Raw genomic sequence first — 25325 nt, 5'->3', positions numbered from 1 at the left:
CACTCGTGTATCCCGCCTCAAGGATTGACAGCACCCGTTCGGGGATGACTGCCCTTCCGTTGAATCCATTGTATTCCAGGGCGAGTTGGACAGCAGACCGCCGGGCTGTTCGATGAGATCGAACGTCGATTCCGGTCCGCCGGCCCCAGGAGGACGGGCGGACCGGTACCGGCCCGGCGGTCAGTTCGTACGATCCGCGATTGGGTCAGACGGCCGAAGAGAAGGCCGGCAGATAACCACCCGACTGGCCCTGCGCGGTGGGGTGGTAGGACTCACCGAGGTTCGGCACGCTCACGCTGTGCAGCCACGAGTTCGACGAGCAGATCTCGTGACCGGTGAAGGGGCCGGTGACGTCCGCGTAGCCGTAGCCGTGGTCGGCGGCGCGCTTGGCGAGCAGGGAGTTGAGGTGGTCGGCGGCCCCGTTGATGGCGCTCCGCTCGGTCTCGGTCAGGCCCACCACGCACGATCCGTTGAGCTGGTAGAAGCGCGGGTAGCCGATGACGACGACCTTGGCGGCGGGCGCACGGGAACTGATCGCGTTGTACACGCTGTCCAGTTGGCCGGGCAGCGTGGTGTCGACGTAGCCGCGCGCCTGGTTCACCCGCGAGACACAGCTGGCCTCGGACTGGAGGACACAGGTGAGCATGACGTCGGCGAAGCCGGCGTCGTTGCCGCCGACGGTGATGCTGACGAGGTCGGTCCCGGAGTTGACGGGGCCGAGCTGACTGCCGGTCACATCACCCGTACGAGCGCCCGAGCAAGCGGTGAAGGCGAACGACGAGGGTGAGTTGGCGTTGGCCCAGAGCTGCGGGTAGGCCACGCTGCTGCGCTTGCAGGAGCCGCTGTCGCCGTACGAACCGGCTCCGAGACCTGATGAGTAGGAGTCGCCGAGGGCGACGTAGTCGAGCGCGGCGGACTCGTCGGCCTGGGCCTGGCTCGCGCCGGTGAGCGTGAGGACGGCACCGAGCAGGAGCGACGAGGAGAGCGCGGCGAATCTGGACAGCTTCATGTGGGGGGACCTCCAGTAGGCGGGATCTCTGCCTCAACGTTCGTACCAGGCACGGGACTTCACAGGAAGTGTCCATGCCAAGTAGATCCGGTGAAACTTGCAGATGGACGCGCGTATACCGCTCGAACTGGCCGGAACGGGCGCGTGCCCGATAACGGATTGAGTAAATCCGAACAGGGAGGTTCCGGAAACCACCGGTCGAAGTACGGCCAAATAGCAAATAGGCGCGGTCATGTCGCAGCCCTTGCCATACAGTCGTAAGTATCAATACCTTCTGACATTCACCCGCAACGGTCCGTCATGCAGAGCGACTTCAGGGGAGGGCTCGGACGTCGCGACGGCTCCCGGCGCGGGGCGCGGTAGGGGGTGCCGCGCGACGAACGACCTGTCTCGACTCACCTGACAGGCCGGAGTTCACGGCTGTCACGTACAGGGTGGGAACCCCCTTTTCGAACCGGCACATCATTCCGGACCGCCCGGGGGCGGGCGGTCCACCGGTGGAGAGGGAACAGATCCGTGAGCTCATTCCCGCGCCCGGCGGTCCCGGGCGAAGATCCGTTAGCCATGCCGTTTTCCGGCTCCGTGTCCGGCGGCGAACCGCTCGGCGGCGAACTGGACGAACTCGACGAGCTGCTCGACCACGACCTGCTCGGCCAGGACCCACTCGACCGCTTCTCCGGCCGCTATCGGCCGGTCTCCTCGTATCTCGCGATCGCGCCGCCGGTGAGCGTGGTGATCCCCGCGATGAACGAGGCGGAGAATCTGCCGTACGTCTTCAAGACACTGCCCGACTGGATCCACGAAGTCGTCCTCGTGGACGGGAACTCCACCGACGCAACGGTCCGTGTCGCACGGGAACTGTGGCCGGACGTCAAGGTCGTCAGGCAGCGCGGCAGGGGCAAGGGTGACGCCCTGATCAGCGGGTTCGCCGCCTGCACGGGCGACATCATCGTGATGGTCGACGCGGACGGGTCGGCCGACGGTCACGAGATCGTCAGCTATGTGTCGGCCCTCGTCTCGGGCGCCGACTTCGCCAAGGGGTCGCGGTTCGCCAACGGCGGCGGCACGGACGACATGACCCTGATCCGCAAGCTCGGCAACCATGTGCTCTGCTCGGTCGTGAACGCCAAGTTCGGCGCCCGCTACACCGACCTCTGCTATGGCTACAACGCCTTCTGGCGGCACTGCCTGGACCGGATCACGCTCGACTGCACCGGGTTCGAGGTCGAGACCCTGATGAACATCCGGGTCGTCAAGGCCGGTCTGAAGGTGCAGGAGATCCCGAGCCACGAGTACGACCGGATCCACGGCGTGAGCAATCTCCGGGCCGTACGGGACGGACTGCGGGTCCTGAAGGTCATCCTGAAGGAGAAGGGCGTTCCGAGGGCGGCCCGGCGCCGGCCGCGCGCCGTCAGACCGGCGCTGCCGCTCCCGCTCGCCGTCCGGGCGGGCCTGCCGGGGGCCGTCGTCGGGCAGGGAGCCGGGCAGGGAGAGGTCTCGTGATCGACCGTCATCTCCACCGCTCGTTCTCGGTGGTCGTCTGCGTGTATACGCAGGAGCGCTGGGAGGACATCCTCGCCGCCGTCGACTCCGTACGGAGGCAGTCGATGCCGCCCATGGAGACGCTGCTCGTGGTCGACCACAACGAGGCACTGCGGATGCGGCTCCGCGCCCAGTACGGCTCCGTGTCACCGGCGGACGGCGGGGAGGTGCGGGTGCTCGCCAACGCGGGCCCCCGCGGGCTGTCCGCCGGCCGCAACACAGGGATCGCCGCCGCCCGCGGGGACTTCGTGGCCTTCCTGGACGACGACGCCGTCGCCGAGCGCGACTGGCTGCGGTACCTGGCGGCGGGGTACGGCGATCCCCGGGTGATGGCCGTCGGCGGCAGGACACTGCCCGCCTGGTCCTCGGGGGGCCGGCCGGTCTGGTTCCCCGAGGAGTTCGACTGGATCGTCGGCTGTACGTACCGGGGTCTGCCGCCGGGCAGGGTGCGGGTCCGCAACGTCCTGGGCGGCAACGCCTCCTTCCGCCGTACCGCGTTCGACTCCGCCGGGGGTTTCGCCACCGGCATCGGGCGCGACGGTGACAAGCGCCCGCTGGGCTGCGAGGAGACGGAGCTGTGCATCAGGCTCACCAGGGCGCTGCCGGACGCCGTGCTGCTGATCGACGACCGCGCGGTGATCCACCACAAGGTCCCCCCGGCGCGTGAGCGGTTCGGGTACTTCCGCGAACGCGCCTACGCCGAGGGCCTCTCGAAGGCGCTGGTCGCCCGAAGTGTCGGCGCGGGCAAGGGACTTGAGTCCGAGCGGCGCTACGCCACGCGGGTCCTGCCCGCCGGGGTGGCGCGCGGGCTGCGCGACGCGGTGCGCGGGCCCGGCCGTGGACGCGGTGGTGCGGGGCGGGCCGGGGCGATCGTGGCCGGCGTGCTGACGACGGCGACCGGGTATCTCGTGGGCACCGCCCGCGCGCGACGGGGCCCGGTCCCGTTCTCGTCCGGACCGATCACTCCGGCGGGGACGACCGTCGCGGCGCCGGCCGTCGCAACGCCGCCCGTCGCGGCGGCGGCCCGGGAGAGTCCGCGAGGGGCCGTCGTATGAGCATGGGCATGGGCGACGGCGCGCCGCCACGGAGCGGGTCGGACCCGGAGGGGCCGGTACCGATCCTGATGTACCACGCGCTCGCGCACCGGCCGGCCCCGTCGGTGCGCGCCCTGTCCGTGTCGCCCGAGGCGTTCGCCGAGCAGATGGCACTGCTCGGCGACCGGGGGTTCACCCCGCTGACGACGGCCGCGCTGGCCGCCGTCTGGCGGGGGCACGGGCGGCTGCCGGCCCGGCCGGTGCTGATCACGTTCGACGACGGGTACGAGGGCGTGCACCGGCACGCCCTGCCCGTGCTGGCCCGGCACGGCTTCGCGGCCACCCTGTTCGTCTCCACGGGGTGGCTGCGCGGTCCGTACGACGAGGGCGGCGCCCTCGACACGATGCTCGACTGGGACCAGGTGCGCCAACTGGCCGCCGCCGGTGTGGAGATCGGCGGTCACAGCCACACCCATCCGCAGCTGGACCAGCTCGACGACCGGCGGCTGAGGCACGAGGCGGCGCGCTGCCGGGAGATCGTCGCCGCCGAACTGGGCGCCGCGCCGGTCTCGTTCGCGTACCCGTACGGCTACTCCACCCGCCGCGTACGGTGCGCGGTCCGGGCCGCCGGGTTCGAGCAGTCGCTGGCCGTGGGCAACGCGCTCGCCCGCCGGGGCCAGGGCCCGTACGCCCTGGAACGGGTCACCGTGCGGCGCTCCACCTCGATCGGGGAGTTCGCGCGGCTGGTCGACGGCCGGTCGGTCGGCCGTCTCTTCGCCCGCGACCGCGCGCTGACGAAGGCGTACGCGGTGGTCCGCGGGGCCCGGCGGGCGGGGCGTGTCCTCAGAAACGCTTAGGTCCTGTCCGGCGGATCCCCGGGCCCCGAAGATCCGCCGGACAGGGCCTAGGGTCTGTCGTTTGGATCAGGCCGCATCAGGGAGTGGGGTCTGGTGCGTGCGGTCGCAAGGCGGAGGAGGGAGACAACGCGGAGCGTTGGCGACCGACGACAACGCGGCGGGCGTGCGTGCCAGGGACCGCGAGCCCGGCAAGATCCGAACGACAGGCCCTAGCCTGTCCGGCGATTGAGGACAAGCCCCGCCACGGCGGTAAACGCCGTGCGTCGTCCGGGCCCTTGCCGGATCATGGGCGCCATGTCTGCCAAGCCTCAGGACGCCCTGCCGATTCGGCTCAATGTCGATGACAGCGACTCACCGTCGGATGTGGTCGACGCCCTCTTCCTCGGCCGTTTCGCGACGGGCGAGCAACCTCACTCGCACAGTTCGTCCATCGACCGCGTCAAGTCCGGTACCACCCTGCTGCCCTCGGGCGCCACGGTGCTGCGCTCCGCCCGTGACGACGACCGCAGCGCCACTCTCGCCGAGGGCGACGGCTGGACGCTGCTCGTCTCCCGGTGGAACCGGGGCGCGGACGTCACGGTGACCGCGACCAGCGCCGAACTCGCCGAGAAGGTGCACGGCGAGGCGACCGCGGGCGCGCAGGACGAGCCCGAACCGGTGCCCGAGAACGTGACCATGGGGTTCTGGTACGACTCACCGCGCCGTGGCCCGCACCGGACGACCCGCCAGATCGCGGCCGGTACCTGGGACGAGGTCAGGGTCAACTACACGGCGCCGGTGGCCGACGCGATGGACCGGCTGATGAAGGTGACACCCGACGACATCGCGGGCCGGCTGCTCCTGCTGCACGGCCCGCCCGGCACGGGGAAGACGTCGGCCCTGCGCACGCTGGCCCGGTCGTGGCGGGACTGGTGCCAGGTCGACTGCGTCCTGGACCCGGAGCGGCTGTTCAACGACGTCGGCTATCTGATGGACATCGCGATCGGTGAGGACGAGGGCTCGGCGAAGGGCCGCTGGCGGCTGCTGCTCCTGGAGGACTGCGACGAACTGATCCGCGGCGAGGCCAAGCACACGGCGGGCCAGGCGCTCTCGCGGCTGCTGAACCTCACCGACGGACTGCTCGGCCAGGGCAGGAGCGTCCTGGTGGGCGTGACGACCAACGAGGACCTGGAGCGCCTCCACCCGGCGGTCGTCAGGCCCGGCCGCTGCCTGGCCCGTATCGAGGTCGGCTCGCTGACCCGCCCGGAGGCGGAGTCCTGGCTGAGCCGGGAGGAGGGCGACTGGGAGGGAGCCGTGGGGCGCGAGGGGGCCACGCTGGCCGAGCTGTTCGCGCTCCGCCGTGGCGGCGGCCCGACATCGGTCCCGGGCCAGTCGAAGGGCACGGACGCGGGCCTGTATCTGTAGATCCTCGATACGGATCCCGGACCTGGGCATCGATTCCGCATGTCCATTTTTTGGCGATACCTCCCTGTCAGAGCTAAAATGAAGACATGACTTCGGTCGAGCTGTCCGACTCGCTCGCCGATGTGCTGGCAGGGGTTCAGCGCATGATCCGGCGACGGCTGAGGGCCGGTCTGAAGGCCCCGCGGTTGCGGGGCGCGCAGATCGAACTGCTGCGGCTGGTCGGGACCAGGCCCGGAATCCGGGTGTCCGACGCGGCGAAGGAGCTGTATCTCGCCGGGAACTCGGTCTCCACCCTGGTCAATCAGCTCAGCCGGGCCGGTTATCTGCGCCGGGTGACCGATCCCGCCGACCGGCGGTCCGTACTGCTGCTGCCGACCGAGGCGGCGACCTCGCGCCTGGCCGACTGGCAGGCGCGGCGCTCCGCGCTGGTGCGCGAGCAGGTGGACCGGCTGACCGACGAGGAGCGGGCCGCCCTGGCCGCGGCGCTGCCCGCGCTGCGCAGGCTCGCCCGGAATCTCCACGAGGAAGCGGAGGGCGTATGACCGACAGAGACGTTCCCACCACCGCCGCCGGGACCACGGGAACCACTGGGACCACCGACACCGCAGGCGAGGCCGTGAGCTGCCGCGGGCTGGACTACTCCTTCGGCGACACCAAGGCCGTCGACGACCTCGACCTGTCCGTCCGCACCGGCGAGATCTTCGGGCTGCTCGGCCCCAACGGCGCCGGCAAGACGACCGCGATCCGCTGTATCACCACGCTGTTGCCCGTCCCGGCCGACATGGTGAAGGTGTTCGGACACGACGCCGCGAAGGAGAAGATGGCGGTACGGCGCCTGCTCGGGTACGTACCGCAGCAGTTGTCCGCCGACGCCGCGATGACCGGCCGCGAGAACGTGACGCTGTTCGCGCGCGTCTTCGACGTCCCCCGCCGCGAGCGCGCCGCACGCGTCGAGCAGGCACTGGAGGCGGTCGATCTCAGCGCCGCCGCCGACCGGATGGCCGCGACGTACTCCGGCGGCATGATCCGCCGGCTGGAACTCGCGCAGGCTCTGGTCAGCGCGCCCCGGCTGCTGATGCTCGACGAGCCGACGATCGGTCTCGACCCGATCGCCCGGAGCAGTGTCTGGGAGCACATCAACGCCGTGCGGCGGGCCACCGGCATGACCGTGCTGGTGACCACGCACTACATGGACGAGGCCGAACAGTACTGCGACCGCGTCGGGTTGATGCACCGGGGCCGGATCCACGCGCTCGGCACCTCCGACGAACTCCGCGCGGAGCTGGGCGAACGGCGCCGTAAGGCTTCCGACCCGGCGGCGCGGAACGACTCCGTGCCGACGCTGGAGGACGTCTTCCGCGAGGTGGCCGGCCAGGGCCTGGACGAGGAGGGAGGCGACTTCCGCGATGTCAGGAGCACACGGCGGACAGCGTCCCGCGTCGGCTGAGGCCGCCGCCCCCGGCCGGTTCGATCTGCTGCTCGTACCGCCCCGACCCCGAACGGGCTGGCGGGTACTGCCCGCCAGGGTGCTGGCCATGTGCGTGGTCGAACTCCAGAAACTGCGCCACGACCGCACCGAGCTGTACACCCGCGCGATCCAGCCCGCCCTCTGGCTGCTGATCTTCGGCGAGACGTTCACCCACATCAAGGCGATCCCGACCGGCGGCATCCCCTACATCGACTTCCTGGCGCCCGGAATCATCGCCCAGTCCGCGATGTTCATCGCGATCTTCTACGGCATCATGATCATCTGGGAGCGGGACGCCGGCATCCTGACCAAACTGCTCGTCACTCCGACCCCGAGATCCGCCCTGGTCAGCGGCAAGGCGTTCGCCTCCGGGGTGAAGGCGCTGATCCAGGCGGCCGTGGTGATCCTCATCGCCGCCGCCCTCGGGGTGGGGCTGACCTGGAACCCGTTGAAACTGCTCGGGGTCGCGGTCGCGGTGATCCTCGGTTCGGCGTTCTTCTCGTGCCTGTCGATCACGATCGCGGGCATCGTGCTGACCCGGGACCGGCTGATGGGCATCGGCCAGGCCATCACCATGCCGCTGTTCTTCGCGTCGAACGCGCTCTATCCGGTGGCGATCATGCCCGGCTGGCTCCAGGTGATCAGCAAGATCAATCCACTCAGCTACCAGGTGGACGCCCTGCGCGGACTTCTGCTCGGTACGTCGTCCCATCTGCTGCTCGACTACGGGGTACTGGCCTTCGCGGCGCTCGTGGGCATCACCGCGGCCTCGTCGCTGCTCGGCAGACTGGCGAGATGATCCGGCCCGATCCCCGAGGTCGGGCCCGATCAACAGGACGCCGCCTAGCGCGAGTACGCCGCCCGCACCGCGTCCTCGGCCAGTGACAGCGCGTCCGCGCGGGGCAGGCCCAGCCGCCGCGCCTGTTCCGCGTACGCCTGGGCGGCGGCCGCCGCCTTGCGGTCCGCCGCGTCGCCCGCCGCCGCGACGAACGTGCCGTTGCGGCCGCGCGTCTCGATCACCCCGTCCGCCTCCAGGGCCCGGTAGGCCTTGGCGACGGTGTTCGCCGCGAGGCCGAGTTCCTCGGCGAAGCCCCGTACCGTCGGCAGCTTGTGCCCCACGGGCAGCGCGCCCGAGCGGGCCAGTTCGGAGATCTGGGTGCGCAACTGCTCGTACGGAGCGGTCGTCGCTTCGTCGTCGATGGAGATCTTCAAGGTCACAGGCCCGATTGTCCCCCATCCCCCCGCGTTCGCCCGCGCGTTCCCGGACGGAAAATGGGAGGCGTTGCGGCGGTGCGCCCACGTAGCGTGCCGATCCATGAGTGTGATCGTTCGTGATTTCCGTCCGTCGGACGCCCCTGACGTCGTCCGTGTCCGGCGCGCCTGCGTGCCGTACGCCGTGACGACCGAGGAGGCCCTGCACTTCGCCGTGCGGAGCGCCAACCCGGCGTCGAAGTACCGCATGCTGGTGGCCGAGGACGGCGGTGAAGTGATCGGGACCTCGCATGTCGCGCTCGCCTACGACAGCGAAGAACCCGGTCAGGCCCGGGTCAACCCCCATGTGCACCCCGACCACAAGGGCAAGGGCGTGGGATCCGCGATCCTGCGGGCCGCCGAGGAGCATCTGGCCGCCGAGGGCGCGACCACCCTCTTCGCCTGGGTGAACGACGAGCCCGCGTCCCTCGCCTTCGCCGCCCACCGGGGCTACTCCCCGCTGCGTACCGCGCACTTCCAGCGGCTCGATCTCGCGGCTGCCACGCTGCCCGAGCCGCTGAAGCTCCCCGCGGGCTGCGCGCTGGCGACTGCGGCGGACTTCGCGGGCGACCCGCGATCGGTGTTCGAGGCCGACGCCGAGGCGACGTCGGACGAACCGGGTGACATCAGCACCAGCCTCGACGACTACGAGGACTGGCTGAACAACACCTGGCAGCACCCGTGTCTGGACCAGCGCCTCAGCACCCTCGTGGTCGCCGACGGCAGGATCGTGGCCTTCACCCTGGTCCACACGGACGGTGAGAGGACTTATCTGTCGGCCATGACGGGCACCCTGCGCGACTACCGCGGCCGAAGTCTGGCCAAGGCCGCCAAGGCGGACTCCCTGCGCCGCGCCCGAGCCGCCGGTTACACGGACGCGTTCACCAACAACGACTCGGAGAACGAGCCGATGCTGGCGGTCAACTCCTGGTTCGGCTACCGGATCTCCGCCTCGGAGGTACGCCATGTCCGCGAGCTCGTCTGACGCCGCGCGGGCCCCCGGGGTCCAGGTGGATGTGCACCTGGTGAAGGCGGGCCGTACGAAGATCCGTTATCCCGCCACCCTGATCGCCGACGACGGCGCTCGTGTGGTGGTGCGCGCGCCGTGGGCGGCCGACGGCGTACGGGACTTCGGCTTCGTATGCTTCGAGCCCGGCGACGTCTTCACGGAGCACTACTGGCGTGACCGGTGGTACGCGGTGAAGGAGGTCCGTGCGGGCGACGGCACCCTCAAGGGCTGGTACTGCGACGTGACTCGGCCGACGGTCGTGCGCGGCCTCGGAACCGGTGAACTGCGCTACGAGCTGCTGGTCGAGGACCTGGATCTGGATCTCTGGGCGTCGGCCGACGGCTCGACGGTCCTGCGTCTCGACGAGGACGAGTTCGAGGAGAGCGGTCTCGCCGGCCGGGACCCGGTCGCGGCCGACGCGGCCCGACGCGCACTGGACGAGCTGGAACTCCTCGTACGCCAGGGCGCGTTCACGAAGCTGTCGGACCGCCTTCCGCCTTCGTAGCGCCCGTGTCCGTCTTGGGCAGCAGTGTCGCGCGCGGTGTGCCGTCCGGGTCGTGGGCGATCGAGTCGGCGTCCTCGTGCCAGTGGATGACGAAGCGCTCCCCCGCGCGGTACGCCTCCAGGCCCGCGCGGCAGTACGCGACGATGTCGTCGGGGAGCGCGGAGAGCGGGTGCCAGGAGAGGCCCGAGCACTTCTCCGGCTCCCGGTTGTACGGCTCCCAGGGCGTGCGCCCCGCGTCGTACCTCGCCTCGAAGAACCAGCCCGTGCGCGGCCGGCCGCCCGGTCCGCGGTGGTGCATGACCAGGGCCGTACGCAGATCGTCGGGGTCCAGCTCGGCCCCGATCTCCTCGGACGCCTCGCGGATCATCGCCGCGCGGACGTCCTCGCCGTCCTCGACGTGGCCCGCCGGGCTGTTCAGCAGGCCGTCCGCGTATCCCGTGCCGGACCGGCGGGCGAGCAGCACCTCGTCGCCCCGGCGCAGGATCAGATGGACGTCGACCACTTCCGTGTGGCGGCGGCGCTGCGCGGTGTGGGCGATCAGCGCGTAGCGCTCGTCGTCGACGGCGCGGCCCCAGAGGGCGGCGTCGGCCGACAGATGTTCGTGCTGGACGCGCTCGACGAGCGGGGCGAGGGACATCGTGACGCGGGTCGCCGGAAGTCCGGCGCCGGACCAGACGCCCTCGATGAGTATCAGCCGCCCGCCGGGGCGCAGCAGCGACAGCCAGTGGTTCAGCGCCCGGTCCGGATCGGGCAGCAGCCACAGCACGTGGCGGGCCATGATCACGTCGAACGTGCGCTCCCCCACGGGGGGTCTCGCCGCGTCGCCGACCAGCACCTCCGTGTCCGTGCCCGACAGTTTGGCGCGGGCGAGTCCGACCATGCGCGGCGAGAGGTCGACGGCGGTGACGCGGTGGCCCGACTCGGTGGCGAGAAGGGCGAGGCTGCCGGTGCCGCAGCCGAGGTCGAGCACCCTGGACGGCTCGGGCGGCAGCCAGCCGGCGAGCTTGGCGGCCCACGCCTTGCGTACGGTCGGATCGAGCAGCCCGTGGTCGGGCTCCTCGTCGAAGGAGTCTGCGGCGTCGTCCCAGTCGATCGGGGTCATGTGTCGATGGTCCCATCCACGACTGACAGTTCGGACCGGCAGGCGCTCAGTCACGCGCGCACGGTCCGAACTGTCAGGCGGATAGGGCCTGTTCGGTGCAACCCTTCCGGTCGGGGCGTCAGGCCGAGACCTTGGTCTCCTTCCGGCGGCTCAGCACCAGCTTCCGCACCAGCGGCCAGCAGACGATCAGCACGACGACGGCGTAGACGGTCACCGAGAAAGGCGTGTTGACGAGGCCGCCGACACTTCCGTCGCTGATCTGGAGCGCCCTGCGCATCTGCTGTTCGGCGGCCGGGCCCAGGATGACGCCGATGACGGCCGGCAGCACCGGCAGTCCGTAGCGCCGCATGCCGAACCCGATCAGGCCGATGATCAGCAGGATCACCAGGTCCAGCGCCTCTCCGCCGACCGCGTACGCGCCGACGGCCGCGAAGAAGAGGATGCCCGCGTACAGGTAGGGGCGCGGGATGCGCAGCAGCTTCACCCACACGGGAGCGAGCGGCAGGTTCAGTGCCAGCAGCAGCACCATGCCGACGAACAGCGAGGCGATGAGGCCCCACACCAGCTCCGACTCGCGCTCGAACAGCAGCGGTCCGGGCTGGATGCCGTACTGCTGGAACGCGGCCAGCATGACGGCGGCGACGGCGGTCGTCGGCAGGCCGAGCGTCAGCATCGACACGAGGGTGCCCGCGGCCGAGGCCGACGCGGCCGACTCGGGTCCGGCGACGCCCTCGATGGCGCCCTTGCCGAACTGGTTCTTGTTCTTGGAGAGCCGCTTCTCGGTGACGTAACTGAGGAACGTCGGGATCTCCGCGCCGCCGGCCGGGATCGCGCCGAACGGGAAGCCGATGAGCGGCCCGCGCAGCCACGGCTTCCAGGTGCGCCGTACGTCGTCCTTGCCCAGCCAGGGGCGGCCGACCGGGACCGGCTCGCCCGAGGAGCGCCTCAGGTGCGCGGCGACCCACAGGGCCTCGCCGATCGCGAAGAGACCGACCGCGACGATCACGACGTCGATGCCGTCGGCGAGTTCGAGCGTGCCGAAGGTCAGACGCTGCTGGCCGGTCATCTGGTCGAGGCCCACCAGGCCGATGGTGAGGCCGATGAGCAGTGAGGCGAGTCCGCGGATACGGGACGAGCCGAGGACCGAGGTGACGGCGATGAACGCCAGCACCATGATGGCGAAGTAGTCGGGCGCGCCGATGTCGACGGCGAGGGAGGCGACGGTCGGGGCGAGGACGACCAGCAGGATCGTGCCGATCATGCCGCCGACGAAGTGACCGCCCGCAGCGGCGGCGAGCGCTTGCGCGCCGCGTCCCGCCTTGGCCATCGGATTGCCCTCGATGGCGGCGACCACCGCCGCGCTCTCACCGGGGGTGTTGAGCAGGATCGAGGTGGTGGAGCCGCCGAACATGGCGCCGTAGTAGATGCCGGCGAACATGATGAACGCGCCGGTCGGCTCCAGGCCGTAGGTGACGGGGAGCAGCAGGGCGACGGCCATGGCCGGGCCGATGCCGGGCAGGACGCCGATCGCGGTGCCGAGCAGTACGCCGATGGCGGCCCAGAGCAGATTGATCGGCGTGAGCGCCGTACCGAAGCCGTCGATCAGGGAGTTGAGGGAGTCCATGGTCTAGATCACTCCCATCAGGGGGCCACCGGGGAGGGGGACGCCGAGGAGGTTGTTGAAGAGGAAGTAGGTGACGAGGGAGAGCCCCGCGGCGATGAGCGGGTCGCGGTGGAGGTGGCGGCTGCCGAGCGCGTACGCGGAGCCCCAGAAGAGCAGCGCCCCGGATATCGGGAAGCCGAGGGGGCCGATGAGTACGGCGTTGCCGAGGAAGACCCCGGCGAGCAGCAGCACGGTGCGCCAGTCGCTGGGTTCGCTCAGGTCGATGTCCTCGCCGGTCTCGGACTCGCCCCGGCCGCCGCGCAGGACGTCGAGGCTCAGGAGGACGGCGACGACGAGCAGACCGATGCCGACGACGATCGGCACGGTCTTGGGGCCGATCGGGCCGCGCTGGGTGATGTCGACGTCCATGGTCAGGGCGTCGGTGAGGACGAGGACCCCGAGGACGAGCAGCATGAGGCCGACGCCGAGTTCGGAGTGTTCGCGCAGCCAGCCGCGGGAAGCGGGGGCATCCGCCTCGGGAGGGGTGTTCGGTTCGGTGGTCACAGCCCGAGCTCCTTCAGGACGGATTGCACGCGCTTGTCCTCGGCGGCGAGGAAGTCGCCGAATTTGTCACCGGTGAGGAAGGCGTCGTCCCAGCCGTTCTTCTTCAGCGATTCCTTCCACTGCGGTGAGGCGTGCAGCTTCTCGAAGAAGGTGATGAGCTTGGCGCGCTGGGCGTCGGAGATCCCGGGCGGCGCGACGACGCCGCGCCAGTTGGTGAAGTCGGTGTCGAGGCCCGCCTCGCGCAGGGTGGGCGCGTCCATGCCGGGGGTCCGTTCGGGGCCGGTGACGGCCAGCAGCCGCAGTTCGCCCGCCTCGATCTGGTCGCGGTACTCACCGAGACCGGAGACGCCGAAGGCGACCTTGTTGCCGAGGATGGAGGCGAGGAGTTCGCCGCCGCCGTCGAAGGGGACGTAGTTGACGGTCTTCGGCGCGATTCCGGCGGCCCGCGCCATCAGCATGGGCGCGAGGTGGTCGGGTCCGCCGGGCGACGATCCGCCGCCGACGGGCAGTTTGGCCGGGTTCTTCTTCCAGGCCGCGACGAGGTCGTTGATCGTCTTGTACGGCGAGTCCTTGGCGACGACGACGATGTCGGTCTCCTCGCTGATGCGGGCGATCGGCGTCGTGTCGGCGAGGGTCTCGTGCGAGTTGTTGGTGCGTACGGCGCCGACGACGCCGAGGCCCATGGAGACCACGAGCTTGCCGTTGCCGTGTTCGCTCACGGCGCGGGCGAGACCGACGGTGCCGCCGGCTCCGGGCAGGTTGAAGACCTCGATGTTGTGGTTGAGCTCGGCGTCCTCGGCGTTCTTGGCCATGGTGCGGGCGGTGATGTCGTAGCCGCCGCCGGGGGTGTTGGGGACCATGAAACGCAGGCCGGGTATCTGTGTACCGGTGTCGCCACCACTGCCCGCGGAGAGCAGCGGCGGACCCACCAGCACCAGCAGCGCGGCCCCGAGGAGGGCGAGGGGAGTGCGGAATCGCACGTGTGCCGCCTTTCAGGGAAGCAAGTCGTAGGGCAGTGAGGTGGCCCACATGTTGCCTTCGCGTTAAGAAGCTGTCTCTCTTCCGGAATCAACGGACGTTGTGGTCGTTGCGGTCGCGGCTTAGCGTGACGGCGTGACAAAAGTGCTGGTGGTGGACGACGACTTCATGGTCGCGAAACTGCACGGCCGCTATGTGTCCGCGATGGACGGGTTTGAGGTCGTCGGTGTGGCGCACAGCGGTGCCGAAGCTCTGCGCGCTGCCGAGCTGCGCCGCCCCGACCTGGTGCTTCTTGATATCTATCTGCCCGACATGGACGGGATCGCCGTGCTGCGCGAGCTGCGGGCGGCGGAGGAGCGGGACGCGACCCGGACGAGCGTGGACGCCCTGTTCATCACGGCGGCGCGGGACGCGGGCGTGATCCGCGCGGCGCTGCGGGCGGGGGCGCTGCACTATCTGATCAAGCCGTTCAACCAGTCCGCGCTCCAGGAGCAGCTCCGGCACGTGGCGTCGCTGCGGACGCGGCTGGACCGGCTGGGCGAGGCGCGCCAGGAGGACGTCGACCAGATCTTCGGCACCCGCCCGCCGGGCTCCCGCGAGCTTCCGAAGGGGCTGGCCGCGCACACGGCGGAGCTGGTCGAGCGCACGCTGCGCCGCCACGCGGAGGGTCTGTCGGCGACGCAGTGCGCGGACGAGGGGGCGCTGTCGCGGGTGAGCGCGCGGCGGTATCTGGAGTACTTCGCGGACACGGGCCGGGCGGAGGTCACGCTGCGGTACGGGGGGACGGGGCGCCCGGAGCGGTGTTACCGCTGGGTGGGGTGAGGGCGCGCCGCCGGGAGGGGGCACGCCCCTCGTCGCACCGCACCGGTACCAAGGTCACCGCATCCTGGACCTTCGGCCGACTCCCCGGCGCACCACCACCGGCCAGACTGGTGGGCGCACCGGGGCCGCGGGCCCGGCGGGGGCGTACGGGACGGGCGGGGGCGGGTGAGCGAGTGGGGCCGGACCGGCGGGGGGCGGCCCGGCCCCACTCGTTGTTCACCCGCCCGACTGGATGTCCCCGCGGGTGGACGACGTGATGGCGTCCCCGTGGGCGAAGTCGCCCGGCGGGATGCCCGGATGGTGCCCGTCCCCGTCGGCGGGCACCGGCACCGCCGCCGCCGCCGGGCCGAGGGTGAGCCGGGAGACGATGCGGTAGCGGTCGCCCCGGTAGAGCGAGTGGACGTACTCCACCGGCCGGCCGGTGGTGTCCGAGGTCAGCCGTTCGAAGAGCAGCGCCGGGGAGAGTTCGGGTACGTCGAGGAACCCGGCCTCCGCGCGGGTGACGACGGTCGGCTCGATGGCCTGTACGGCCTCGTGGACGTGTACCCCGTGGGTGTCCCGCAGGTGCTCGTAGAGATCGCCGTTCTCCAGCTCCTGGGCCGACAGACCGGGGGCGAGCGCCGCCCTGATGTGCAGGTGCTCGATCGCCATCGGGGCGCCGTCGACCAGCCGCAGCCGGGCGACGTAGAGGATGTCCTCGGCGGGTGACATGCGGAGCTTGCGGCCGACGCGGGCGCCGGCCTGGTGGGTGGTGAACTCCAGCAGCCGGCTCGACCACGTACCGGCCGCCTGCGGCACGGTCAGGGTGAGGTCCGCGGAGACCAGCTCCTGGGTGATCTTCGCGGGGGCGACGAACATGCCGCGGCCGTGTTCGCGGACCAGGAGCCCGGCGGCCACGAGTTCGTCGATCGCCGAGCGCACGGTGGGCCGCGACACTCCGAGCAGCGCGCACAGGGCGCGTTCGGACGGGATGGCGTCTCCGGGGCTGCGCGACTCGATCAGCTCCAGGACGGCATCACGGGCCCGCTCCCGTTTGAGCACCGTCCCGGGTACGTCGACATCCATGGTGTCCCCCTCCGGACGCCTGTATCACTTACCAGCCTTACCAGACTTACCAGTTCAAGCGACCAGTGCGCCAACTGATGGCACTGGTCAGGTCAAGTGTAACCGTCTCCGGGCGAGCGACAGGACCCTCGACGCCCGGTGAGATCACCAACGCCCTTTGTCCCGCAAGGGGTTGACGGTCTCATTGGTCTATGCCACCTTCATCCAGCATCAAGAGGTGAGCTGTCCAGTGGCCCTCACTGGTCAGGTGGTCAGGTCTTGCTCTGTCAGGGGTGAATCGTGAAGTACCGCTTGCTCGCCGGTGGGTCCGTGCTGGTCGTGGCCGCCGTGCTCAGTGCCTGTAGTAGCTCCTCCGACTCCGCCGGGGACAGTGGCGACGGACGCACGACGGTCGATGTCTGGCTGATGCGTGACAGCGTCTCGGCCGCGTTCCAGAAGGAGTTCGTGAAGGGCTTCGAGACCGAGCACCCGAAGATCAGGGCCAAGGTCCAGATCCAGGAGTGGGACGGCATCGGCCAGAAGATCACCGCCGCCCTCGCCAGCAACGACGCCCCTGATGTCATCGAGGTGGGCAACACCCAGGTGGCGCAGTTCGCGTCGAGCGGCGGACTGCTCGATCTCAGCGACAGCAAGGGCGAGTTGAAGGGTGAGGACTGGCTGAAGGGGCTCGCCGAGCCGGGTTCGTACGAGGGAAAGCAGTACGGCATCCCGTACTACGCGGCGAACCGGGTCGTCGTCTTCCGCACCGACCTGTTCGAGCGGGCCGGTGTCGACGCCGCCTCGATCAAGACACGAGAGCAGTGGATCGAGGCGACCACGAAGCTCAACAAGGGCGATACGCAGGGCATTTATCTGCCCGGCCAGCTGTGGTACGCGCTGGGCGGCTTCATCTGGGACGAGGGCGGCGACTTCGCCACCGGGTCGGGCGACGAGTGGAAGGGCGCGCTGGACACTCCGGAGGCCCTGCGCGGCATGGAGTTCTACGAGCGCCTCCAGGCGCTGGGCAAGGGCCCCAAGGACTCCGACGAGGACGATCCGCCACAGGCGGAGGTGATGGCGAAGGGGCAGGTGGCCCAGATCCTCGCCACGCCGGGCCTGGCCAACGCCGTCATCGAGAACAACGCCCAACTGAAGGGAAAGCTGGGCTTCTTCCCGATTCCGGGCAAGACCGCCGACGCTCCGGGCGCCGTCTTCACCGGCGGTTCCGACCTGGTGATCCCCGCCGCGGCCGGCCACCCGGACGAGGCGCTGACGCTCGTCAAGGAGCTGACGGGTGACACCTGGCAGAAGAAGCTCGCCCTCGCCATGAGCTATGTGCCGAACCGGACCACGCTGGCACCGGCCGTGGCGGACGACCCGGGCGCCTCCGCGATGGCGGTCGGCGCGGCGAACGGGCGCGCGACGCCCAACACGCCCGGCTGGGCGGCGGTGGAGGCCGAGAACCCGATCAAGGACTACATGACCGCGGTCCTCGTCGGCGGCGACGCCGCGAAGGAAGCGGCGAAGGCGTCGCAGGACATCACGAGGGCCATGAACGCCAACTCCTGATCCCCGGAGCGAGGTTCGGGCCGGCTCCCCCACGCCGGAGCCGGGTTCGGGCTCCCCCGCTCGTCGCTCCCGACCTCCGTACATCTCCGACGTACACCTCCGAGAGGAGGCGCGCCGTGCCGGTCATCCGTGAGCGGACCGCACCACGCACCCCCCAGCACCGACCGGCCACCGGTCCCCCGGCCGGACCACCGAAGCGGCGGCGCCCCCGCCCGTCGCACAGCCTCTGGCCGTACGCCCTGATCGCACCCGCGATCGCCGGCATGCTGTATCTGCTGCTCTATCCGCTGCTGCGGGCCGTGCTGATCTCTCTCCAGGACTTCCGGCTCCGCCAACTGATCAGCGGGGACGCGGAGTTCGTGGGGCTGCGGAACTACCGGACGCTGCTCTCCGACCCGCGGTTCTGGGAGGTGACCGGCCGCACCTTCGTCTTCATGGCCGTCAACGTCGTCCTGATCATGGTGATCTCCACCCTGGTCGCGCTGATGACCGAACGTCTGGCGAAGGCGGGCCGCACCGTCGTCCTCAGCGCGCTGGTGCTCGCCTGGGCGATGCCGGTGGTGGCGGCCACCACCGTCTTCCAGTGGCTGTTCCACTCCGAGTTCGGGATCGTCAACCAGGCGCTGACCTCACTGGGTTTCGACTCCTTCGACCGCTACCCGTGGTTCGCCGACGGCACCGCCGCCTTCGTGATCCTCGTCGTACTGATCGTCTGGCAGTCCGTGCCGTTCGCGGCGATCACCCTCTACTCGGCGCTCACCACGGTCCCCGTCGAGCTGTACGAGTCGGCCCGGCTCGACGGGGCCTCGGGCACCCGGATCTTCCGCTCGGTCACCTTCCCGATGCTCCGGCCGATCTTTCTGCTGGTGTTCTCCCTGGAGGTGATCTGGACGTTCAAGGCGTTCGTCCAGATCTGGGTGATGACCCGCGGCGGACCGGGCGACGCCACGACGATCCTGCCCGTGTACGCGGTCCAGACGGCCCTGTCCAGCCAGCGCTACGACCTGGGCTCCGCGGCCTCGATGCTCACCGTGGTCCTGATGTCCGGGGTGCTCGTCCTCTACTTCCGTCAGATGCTCCGTCAGGAGGACGAGTCCCGATGACCCTGCTACGTCCGCGAGTTCGCCGGATCCCGCTGAACGCCGCCGCCGTCGTGACCGTCGTGGTGTGTCTGTTCCCCGTGTACTGGATGATCTCGACCGCCTTCAAGCCCTCCCGTGACATCCAGTCGGCCGATCCTCAACTGATCCCGCACACCTGGACGCTGGACCACTTCCGCAGGGCCGTGACCGCCGACGGCTTCGAACTGTTCTGGCGCAACAGCATCCTGGTCACGCTCGGCGCGGTGCTGCTGTCGCTGCTGGTGGCCCTCGGGGCGGCGTTCGCCGTCGCCCGGATGCGCTGGAAGGGCCGGCGGCATTTCATGCTGATGGTCTTCATCGCCCAGATGGCTCCGTGGGAATCGCTGATCATCCCCATCTACATCATCTCCCGCGACACGAACATGCTCGACCGGCTGCCGACCCTGACCCTGGTCTACTTCATGATCACGCTGCCGTTCACGATCGTGGTGCTCCGGGGCTTCATCGGGACCATTCCGCCCGAGCTGGAGGAGGCGGCGCAGGTCGACGGCTGCACGAGGACCGGCGCGTTCCGGCGGGTGGCCCTGCCCCTGCTCATGCCCGGTCTGATGGCGACCTCGCTCTTCGGCTTCATCACCGCGTGGAACGAGTTCGCCTACGCCAACTTCCTGATCATCAAGGAGCAGGACAACCGCACCCTGCCGGTCTGGCTGTCGTCCTTCCAGAACACCTTCGGCACGGACTGGGGCGCCACGATGGCCGCCTCGACACTCTTCGCCCTGCCCGCGCTGGTGATCTTCCTGCTGCTCCAGCGCCATGTCACCGCCGGCTTCGCGTCCGGCGCAGTCAAGGGCTGACCGGCGGAGAAGGCCACGCGAAAGACCGACGAAGAAGGCCCGCGAACCGTCCGAGACCCCGAACTCCCGGAGGCCAACCGCCGTGTCAGCGTCACACCCCGAACTCTCCCTCGTCCCCCGGCCCCGCAAGGTCTCTCCCCGCCCCGGCCGTTTCACCCTCGACGAGCACACCGCCGTACGGTCCCTGCCCGGTACGCACGCGGCGGCGGACCTCCTGCGCACCCTGCTCACCCCCGTGACCGGACTGCCGCTCCCCGACTCGGCCGACGGGGAGATCGTGCTGACGCTCGATCCCCGGCTCAGCGGGCTCGGTGAGGAGGGGTACGGGATCACCGTCGGCCCGCAGGCGTCGGTACTGCGCGCCGCGCACCCCACCGGGCTGCTCCGCGGAGTCCAGACGATCCGTCAACTGCTGCCCGCCGAGGCCCTGTCGGGCCGGGGCCGGCCTGGGGGCGGACCCTGGGAGCTGCCCTGCGTCGAGATCAGCGATGTGCCCAGGCACCCCTGGCGCGGCGCGATGCTCGATGTCGCCCGGCACTTCCAGCCGGTCGCCTATCTGCGCCGATACGTGGACCTGCTCGCCTTCCACAAACTCAACACCCTCCACCTCCATCTCACCGACGACCAGGGCTGGCGCATGCCGGTCGACGCCTATCCCCGGCTGACCTCGGTCGGCGGCCACCGGAGCGAGTCGATGACCTGGCCGCCGGGCCGGGGCGGCGACCGGTTCGACGGCGTCCCGCACTCGGGGTCGTACACCAAGGAGGAGCTGCGGGACCTGGTGAGGTACGCGGCGGACCGCGGGGTGAACGTCGTGCCCGAGATCGAGATGCCCGGCCATGTGCGCGCGGCCCTCGCCGCCTACCCCGAGCTGGGCAACAACCCGGAGCGGAGCCTCGACGTCTGGACCCGGTGGGGTGTCTGCGACACCGTGCTCGGCGTCCACGACCGGGCCCTCGACTTCTGCCGGACGGTACTGGAGGAGGTCATGGACGTCTTCCCGTCCCCGTACATCCACATCGGCGGCGAAGAGTGCCCGACCACCGAATGGGAGAACAGTCCGGCGGCGCGCGCCCGCGCGGCGGCCGAGGGGCTGACCGGCCCGGCGGCGCTGCACGGCTGGTTCATGGGCCGGATCGGGGCGTTCCTGGTGGAGCGTGGCCGCAAACCGGTCGGCTGGGCCGAGACGGGGACCGAACTGCCCCTCGATTTCACGGTGATGACCTGGCGCGATCCGGCGCACGCCCTGGCCGCCGCCCGGCGCGGCCACCAGGTGGTGACGGCTCATCACCGGGCCACCTATCTCGACTACGCCCAGTCCGCCGAGCCCTGCGAGCCGCCCGGTCAGCCCGGTGACCCCGTCGCGCTGCACGCCGTCCACGGCAACGAGCCGGTGCCGGGCGACTGGGAGGCCGAGGAGATCGCCCAGGTCCTCGGCACGCAGGCGCAGTTGTGGACCGAGTACGTGAAGACACCCGACCGGATCGAGTACCTCACCTACCCCCGGCTCTGCGCCCTCGCGGACCGTGCCTGGTCCGGCGGGCACAGCGACTGGACCGGTTTCGTCGAGCGGCTGCGCCATCACACGGCGCGGCTGGACGCCCTCGGCGTCCGCTACCGGCCGCTGACCCCACGGTCCCTCATGACCACCCCCGCAGGTACGGCGCCACTTCCGTAACTCCTCCCTCCCCCACCACCGTTCCGGAGAGGAACACCCCATGACGAAGAACGCCAAGAGCCGCCTGCGCGCGGCAGCCGCCGCCGCTGTCACCGTGGCCCTGAGCTGTACGGCGCTGGCGGCGATGCCCGCGTCCGCCGGGGCCGCGGCGGCCGACGGGCTCGTCGTCCAGTACCGCACGAGCGCGGCCGGGGCGACGGCCGACCAGAGCGAACCCTGGCTGAAGGTGCGTAACACCGGCAGCGCCGCCGTACGGCTGAGCGACGTCAAGGTGCGGTACTGGTTCAAGGCCGATTCGCCGTCCGCGGCCTACCGGTTCGCCTGCTCCTGGGCGGTGAAGGGCTGCGCCAACATCACCGGGACGTTCGGGACGCCCGCCAACCCGACGGCCACCGCCGACCGCTATCTGGAGATCTCCTTCACGGCGGGTGCGGGCACCCTGGCCCCCGGCGCGGACACCGGGGACATGCAACTGCGGTTCCACCAGGCGAACTGGCAGCCGCTGGGGCAGAGCGACGACTACTCCTTCGGCCAGGAGCGGTCCACGTACGGCGACTGGTCCCGGATCACGGCGCACATCGGCGGCGCGACGGTCTGGGGCGAGGCGCCCGGCGGCAACGGCCCGACCGACCCCACGGATCCGCCGACCGAGCCGGCCGACGGTCCCACCCTGTTCGACGACTTCAACTACAGCGGCCACAGCGATCCGAAGATCGCCGCGAACGGCTGGAGCGTCCGCGCGAACTCCGGCGGTCCGGGTGTGCCCGGCGCCAACTGGGTGCCGGAGAACGTCACGTTCGCCAACCAGAGCGGCAACTCGGTGATGAACCTGGAGACGTCCACCGCCGGGACGGCCGCGTCCACCGAGCAGACGGAGATCCTCACCCGGTCCATGAAGTTCCGCAACGGGACGTACGCGGCGCGGGTGAAGTTCAGCGACGCGCCCAGGTCCGGCCCGGACGGCGACCGTCTCGTCCAGACGTTCTTCACCATCAACGACCTCAAGGCGCCGATGGCGGACGACTACGCGGAGTACGACTTCGAGTATCTGCCGAACGGCGGCTGGGGCGAACCGGCCAACATCCTCTACACCACCTCGTGGGAGACCTACCGCCCCGACCCGTGGGAGGCCGTCAACCAGCACAGCGAGGTCCGGCAGAGCTACGCCGGATGGCACGACCTGGTGGTGACCATCGACAACAACGCCATCACCTACTACGTCGACGGTCAGCACTTCGGCACGCACGGGGCCGCGTATCTGCCGGAGCGGCCGATGTCGATCAACTTCAACCAGTGGCTGATCGATCTGGCGGGCCAGACCAGCACCACGCCGCGCTCGTACGACCAGCAGGTGGACTACGTGCTGCATGTGAAGGACCAGGTCCTCAGCCCCGCCCAGGTGGGCGCGCTGGTGAGCGGGTACCGCGCGGCGGGCACGACGTTCGAGGACACGGTGCCGGCGGTCTGAGGGGTCCGTCCGAGGGGTCCGGGAGCGGGCCGAGAGTCAGGCACACGGCCCAATCTCAGCGGTCGCTTAGGCTCGCCTTAAGCGGACCATAAGGATCCCCTTCACCCCGTCCCAGCAGGCCGTTTCCGGGTTTCGAGGGGCTAGCTTGCTGAGGGCCGGAGCGGGACGGTCACCGGTGGCGCCGTGTGCAACGGAGGTCACGCCGCCGGGAGTTCGTCCCGCTCCGCTTCCCCTCGCTCGTGCCGCTCAGAAGGAGAACGGATCCATGACCGCTCGTCGCAGGACCACCGGAATCGTCGTGCTGGGCGTCGCGCCGCTCGCGCTCGTCGGGCTCGCGGCCGTCCCCGCCGCCGCCCACGGCTCGATGACGGACCCGGTCAGCCGCGTGTCCGCCTGCTTCGCGGAGGGACCCGAGAGCCCGAAGTCGGCGGCCTGCAAGGCGGCGGTCGCGTCCAGTGGGACGCAGGCGTTCTACGACTGGAACGAGGTCAACATCGCGAACGCCGCGGGCAACCACAAGTCGATCATCCCGGACGGCAAGCTCTGCTCGGCGGGCCGCGACAAGTACAAGGGGCTCGACCTGCCGCGCGGCGACTGGCCCTCGTCGCCGTTCACCGCGGGCAACCGCACCTTCACCTACAAGGCCACCGCCCCGCACAAGGGGTCCTTCGAGCTGTACGTCACCAAGGACGGCTACGACCCCGCCAAGCCGCTGAACTGGTCCGACCTGGAGGACAAGCCGTTCGCCAAGGTCACCGACCCGAAGCTGGTGAACGGCGCCTATGTCTTCGACGGCATCGTCCCCGCCAAGTCCGGCCGCCATCTGATCTACTCCATCTGGCAGCGCTCGGACAGCCCCGAGGCGTTCTACACCTGCTCCGACGTGGTCTTCGGCGCCGACAACGGCGGCTCGGCCGCGGCTCCGGAGGCGTCCGCCCCCTCCGAGGCCGATGTCGAGGAGGGCGCGTCCAAGTCCACCGTCGACCACAACGGGCACGGTGGTGACAGTCCCGATGAGGCCGGTGAGCCCGAGGCGAAGACCGCCGCGAAGGACGCCGGCGGTTACGAGGAGCCGGCCGGCGAGCCCGGGGCCAACGCCCCGGAGGCGAACGAGGCGGGCGCGGCCGAGCCGCAGCCCGCGGGTGGTTCGGAGAACCTCGCCGAGACCGGTGGCGACAGCACCACGCCGTACATCGCGGCGGGTGGCGCGGCGATCCTCGCCGCGGGCGCGGCCGTGATGTTCGGTACGGTCCGCCGCAAGGCCCAGCCCGCGGGCGGCGGCCGGCACAGCCGCTGACGTACGGCCTCCGCGGGGCTCCGGGCCGATCGGCCCGGAGCCCCGCGGCATGTCCCGCGCCGTGTCCCGCGGTTGTGTCGTGTCGTCGCTCAGCCGACGACCGACGCGCAGGTCGTCGGTGTGGCACGGCCCGGATCGAGCGCGTTGGCCACCTCGTGGAAGGCGATCCGGTCGATCAGCCCGATCGCCAGGTGCTCGGAGATGTCCACCGCGCACAGGTCCTGGAGGGTGACGTTGCGTACGTTCGGCCCGGACAGGAACTGGCTGCGGTACGGCGTGACCACCTGGTCGTAACGGGTCGCGATGACGGTGTACTTGACCCCGGGCACGGTGTCACCGCCCGCGTTGAGCTTCGTGAGGAACGCCGATCCGGCGATCTGGTCGGCGAGTCCGGGGGTCTTCTCGGTGAGCAGGTCCTCCGCGCCGGGGAAATGCGGCAGCAGCTTCGTCAGACCGAGCAGGGTCGTGCCGTGGTTGTCGGGCGCGAGTCCGACCAGGGCGTTCACCTTCTGCGCCCCGCCGAGGAACTTGAGGTAGTGGCGGGGCATCATGCCGCCCTGGGAGTGGCCGACGATGTCGGCCTTCGGGGCGCCCGTGGCGGCGAGTACCTGGTCGACGTACGCGCTCAGTTGCTCCGCCGACTTGTCGATGGGGCCGAGGCCGTTGAAGAACGGCACACCGGGAAGCTGCCCGTAGTCGAGGGAGAAGACGCAGTAGCCGCGGTTCACCAGATACGGGGCGAGACCGAGCCAGTTGTCGACGGAGTTCCCGAAGGTGCCGTGAACGAGGACGACGGGGCGGGGGTGCGCGGCGGACGGTTTGCAGGAGTAGTTGTTCCAACCTCTGCTCGCGGCAGCGGCGTTGACGGACGCGGGGGCGGTGACGGCTGTCGGGGTCGCGGTGGGGGTGGCCGCGACGGCGGGGGCGGTGGTGGCGGCCGTGACCGCCAGCAGCAGCGCCGCCAGCGGTCCGAACGCGCGTTTCCAGGGCAGCATCGAGCGATCTCCTTGCGGCTCAAGGGGAAGAGGCGATAGCTGTCAGCCCTGTGGCCCGGACCACATCATTGGCTGTGCTCATGCCAAGTTACGCACGGGTAGGAACTGGAAGGGAAGTTACGCGTCGGTAAAAATTGAACGAATGCCAACGCCGCGCCGACGCCGCGTGCCTGGTCCGCCGCGTGCC

At 70.3% G+C, this 25325-nt stretch carries 24 protein-coding genes; 16 read left to right on the top strand and 8 right to left on the bottom strand.

Features of this window, described 5'->3' with window-relative positions; all coding sequences use genetic code 11:
- Nucleotides 1-205 precede the first annotated feature (205 nt).
- Complete coding sequence (locus tag ACFWHU_RS18965; RefSeq protein ID WP_387225798.1) at nt 206-1009, bottom strand: SGNH/GDSL hydrolase family protein; 804 nt, start codon at nt 1007-1009, stop codon at nt 206-208.
- Nucleotides 1010-1573: 564 nt separating this feature from the next.
- On the opposite strand from ACFWHU_RS18965, the gene ACFWHU_RS18960 reads away from it, so the two are divergent.
- The 7 genes from ACFWHU_RS18960 (at nt 1574) to ACFWHU_RS18930 (ending at nt 8113) form a co-directional block, all read left to right on the top strand.
- Nucleotides 1574-2512 (top strand): glycosyltransferase family 2 protein, encoded by a 939-nt coding sequence (locus tag ACFWHU_RS18960; RefSeq protein ID WP_385795810.1) that lies wholly within the window; start codon nt 1574-1576, stop codon nt 2510-2512.
- Nucleotides 2509-3606 carry a glycosyltransferase family 2 protein gene (locus ACFWHU_RS18955; protein ID WP_387225795.1) on the top strand — a complete coding sequence of 366 codons (1098 nt, stop codon included), beginning with the start codon at nt 2509-2511 and terminating at the stop codon, nt 3604-3606. Before ACFWHU_RS18960 ends, ACFWHU_RS18955 begins: the two co-directional genes overlap by 4 nt.
- Nucleotides 3603-4442, top strand: a complete 840-nt coding sequence (locus ACFWHU_RS18950) for a polysaccharide deacetylase family protein (protein ID WP_387225793.1) — start codon at nt 3603-3605, stop codon at nt 4440-4442. The genes ACFWHU_RS18955 and ACFWHU_RS18950 overlap by 4 nt, the downstream gene beginning before the upstream one ends.
- A 294-nt stretch (nt 4443-4736) precedes the next feature.
- A complete protein-coding gene (locus tag ACFWHU_RS18945) occupies nt 4737-5846 on the top strand; it encodes a DUF5925 domain-containing protein (protein ID WP_385795803.1) in 1110 nt (369 codons plus the stop codon).
- 86 nt (nt 5847-5932) lie between these two features.
- A complete protein-coding gene (locus tag ACFWHU_RS18940) occupies nt 5933-6388 on the top strand; it encodes a MarR family winged helix-turn-helix transcriptional regulator (RefSeq protein WP_387225791.1) in 456 nt (151 codons plus the stop codon).
- On the top strand, nt 6385-7293 hold the full coding sequence (locus tag ACFWHU_RS18935) for an ABC transporter ATP-binding protein (RefSeq protein WP_387225789.1): 909 nt from the start codon (nt 6385-6387) through the stop codon (nt 7291-7293). Before ACFWHU_RS18940 ends, ACFWHU_RS18935 begins: the two co-directional genes overlap by 4 nt.
- Entirely contained in the window at nt 7253-8113 is an 861-nt protein-coding gene (locus ACFWHU_RS18930) for an ABC transporter permease (RefSeq protein ID WP_387225787.1), read from the top strand. Before ACFWHU_RS18935 ends, ACFWHU_RS18930 begins: the two co-directional genes overlap by 41 nt.
- A gap of 44 nt (nt 8114-8157) precedes the next feature.
- Here ACFWHU_RS18930 and ACFWHU_RS18925 read toward each other — a convergent pair whose 3' ends face one another.
- A complete protein-coding gene (locus tag ACFWHU_RS18925) occupies nt 8158-8532 on the bottom strand; it encodes a GntR family transcriptional regulator (protein WP_385795793.1) in 375 nt (124 codons plus the stop codon).
- Between the two features lie 97 nt (nt 8533-8629).
- Between ACFWHU_RS18925 and ACFWHU_RS18920 the strand changes: the two genes are divergently transcribed.
- Together ACFWHU_RS18920 and ACFWHU_RS18915 are read left to right on the top strand one after the other, a co-directional pair.
- A complete protein-coding gene (locus ACFWHU_RS18920; protein WP_387225785.1) occupies nt 8630-9550 on the top strand; it encodes a GNAT family N-acetyltransferase in 921 nt (306 codons plus the stop codon).
- On the top strand, nt 9531-10079 hold the full coding sequence (locus ACFWHU_RS18915) for a DUF402 domain-containing protein (protein WP_387225783.1): 549 nt from the start codon (nt 9531-9533) through the stop codon (nt 10077-10079). The genes ACFWHU_RS18920 and ACFWHU_RS18915 overlap by 20 nt, the downstream gene beginning before the upstream one ends.
- Here the strand turns inward: ACFWHU_RS18915 and ACFWHU_RS18910 are convergent.
- The 4 genes from ACFWHU_RS18910 to ACFWHU_RS18895 form a co-directional block, all read right to left on the bottom strand.
- Nucleotides 10045-11181 carry a methyltransferase domain-containing protein gene (locus tag ACFWHU_RS18910; protein WP_385795787.1) on the bottom strand — a complete coding sequence of 379 codons (1137 nt, stop codon included), beginning with the start codon at nt 11179-11181 and terminating at the stop codon, nt 10045-10047. The genes ACFWHU_RS18915 and ACFWHU_RS18910 overlap by 35 nt on opposite strands.
- A gap of 118 nt (nt 11182-11299) precedes the next feature.
- Nucleotides 11300-12805 carry a tripartite tricarboxylate transporter permease gene (locus tag ACFWHU_RS18905; RefSeq protein WP_385795784.1) on the bottom strand — a complete coding sequence of 502 codons (1506 nt, stop codon included), beginning with the start codon at nt 12803-12805 and terminating at the stop codon, nt 11300-11302.
- 3 nt (nt 12806-12808) lie between these two features.
- Nucleotides 12809-13348, bottom strand: coding sequence for a tripartite tricarboxylate transporter TctB family protein (locus tag ACFWHU_RS18900; protein ID WP_385795782.1), 540 nt, complete (start codon nt 13346-13348; stop codon nt 12809-12811).
- A complete protein-coding gene (locus tag ACFWHU_RS18895) occupies nt 13345-14328 on the bottom strand; it encodes a Bug family tripartite tricarboxylate transporter substrate binding protein (RefSeq protein ID WP_385795779.1) in 984 nt (327 codons plus the stop codon). Before ACFWHU_RS18895 ends, ACFWHU_RS18900 begins: the two co-directional genes overlap by 4 nt.
- 142 nt (nt 14329-14470) lie before the next feature.
- Between ACFWHU_RS18895 and ACFWHU_RS18890 the strand changes: the two genes are divergently transcribed.
- Entirely contained in the window at nt 14471-15148 is a 678-nt protein-coding gene (locus tag ACFWHU_RS18890; protein WP_385796199.1) for a response regulator, read from the top strand.
- A 216-nt stretch (nt 15149-15364) separates the two neighbouring features.
- Here the strand turns inward: ACFWHU_RS18890 and ACFWHU_RS18885 are convergent, their stop codons facing one another.
- Entirely contained in the window at nt 15365-16213 is an 849-nt protein-coding gene (locus ACFWHU_RS18885; protein ID WP_387225780.1) for a GntR family transcriptional regulator, read from the bottom strand.
- 279 nt (nt 16214-16492) lie between these two features.
- Between ACFWHU_RS18885 and ACFWHU_RS18880 the strand changes: the two genes are divergently transcribed.
- From ACFWHU_RS18880 to ACFWHU_RS18855, 6 genes are all read left to right on the top strand, one after another.
- Nucleotides 16493-17761 carry an extracellular solute-binding protein gene (locus tag ACFWHU_RS18880; protein ID WP_387225778.1) on the top strand — a complete coding sequence of 423 codons (1269 nt, stop codon included), beginning with the start codon at nt 16493-16495 and terminating at the stop codon, nt 17759-17761.
- Nucleotides 17762-17877: 116 nt separating this feature from the next.
- Nucleotides 17878-18864, top strand: coding sequence for a carbohydrate ABC transporter permease (locus ACFWHU_RS18875; RefSeq protein WP_387225776.1), 987 nt, complete (start codon nt 17878-17880; stop codon nt 18862-18864).
- Entirely contained in the window at nt 18861-19700 is an 840-nt protein-coding gene (locus tag ACFWHU_RS18870; protein ID WP_385795768.1) for a carbohydrate ABC transporter permease, read from the top strand. The genes ACFWHU_RS18875 and ACFWHU_RS18870 overlap by 4 nt, the downstream gene beginning before the upstream one ends.
- 82 nt (nt 19701-19782) lie before the next feature.
- On the top strand, nt 19783-21378 hold the full coding sequence (locus ACFWHU_RS18865; RefSeq protein ID WP_387225774.1) for a beta-N-acetylhexosaminidase: 1596 nt from the start codon (nt 19783-19785) through the stop codon (nt 21376-21378).
- A 40-nt stretch (nt 21379-21418) separates the two neighbouring features.
- Entirely contained in the window at nt 21419-22846 is a 1428-nt protein-coding gene (locus tag ACFWHU_RS18860) for a cellulose binding domain-containing protein (RefSeq protein WP_385795763.1), read from the top strand.
- A 265-nt stretch (nt 22847-23111) separates the two neighbouring features.
- Nucleotides 23112-24143, top strand: coding sequence for a lytic polysaccharide monooxygenase (locus ACFWHU_RS18855; RefSeq protein WP_387225772.1), 1032 nt, complete (start codon nt 23112-23114; stop codon nt 24141-24143).
- Nucleotides 24144-24232: 89 nt separating this feature from the next.
- Here ACFWHU_RS18855 and ACFWHU_RS18850 read toward each other — a convergent pair whose 3' ends face one another.
- A complete protein-coding gene (locus ACFWHU_RS18850) occupies nt 24233-25138 on the bottom strand; it encodes a lipase family alpha/beta hydrolase (RefSeq protein WP_387225770.1) in 906 nt (301 codons plus the stop codon).
- Nucleotides 25139-25325: the final 187 nt, after the last annotated feature.

It is taken from the genome of Streptomyces sp. NPDC060366 (genome assembly GCF_042725135.1).
GTDB lineage: Bacteria > Actinomycetota > Actinomycetes > Streptomycetales > Streptomycetaceae > Streptomyces.
Note: the sequence above shows the minus strand (reverse complement) of the source record. Positions and strands in the feature narration are given on the sequence as shown.